The sequence below is a fragment of the Sphingobium sp. UBA5915 genome (assembly GCF_002431195.1).
Lineage (GTDB): Bacteria > Pseudomonadota > Alphaproteobacteria > Sphingomonadales > Sphingomonadaceae > Sphingobium > Sphingobium soli.
The window spans coordinates 1-301 of the sequence record NZ_DJDV01000107.1 but is presented as its reverse complement, the minus strand read 5'-3'; the positions used below and the strand labels follow the sequence as shown (position 1 = coordinate 301).

Here is a 301-nt window from a genome sequence, read left to right as displayed (position 1 = left end):
TCATCGGCGGGGCCGATCCCCGCCAGCGTTCAGGGGCGCTGGGCGGGCACGCAGGCCCGCTGCGGCGACCGGTCGGATGCGATGGAACTGACGGTCGAGCCGGACCAGCTTATTTTCCATGAAAGCGTTGGCGTCGTGCAGTCGGTTAACCAGCAGGCCGATGGCAGGCTTCAGGTGCAGGCCGCCTTTACAGGTGAGGGCGAAAGCTGGACGCGCACCCTTAGTTTCAGGCCATCGGCCGATGGCGCGCGGCTCACCATCGTCACTGATGGGACGGCAGTGACGCGCAAGCGCTGCTGAC

1 pseudogene is annotated in these 301 nt (G+C 66.4%); it reads left to right on the top strand.

Annotated features, from left to right (window positions below):
• Window positions 1-300 (top strand): annotated as a pseudogene (locus B2V90_RS19400) (hypothetical protein); the annotation flags it as partial.
• Window position 301: the final 1 nt, after the last annotated feature.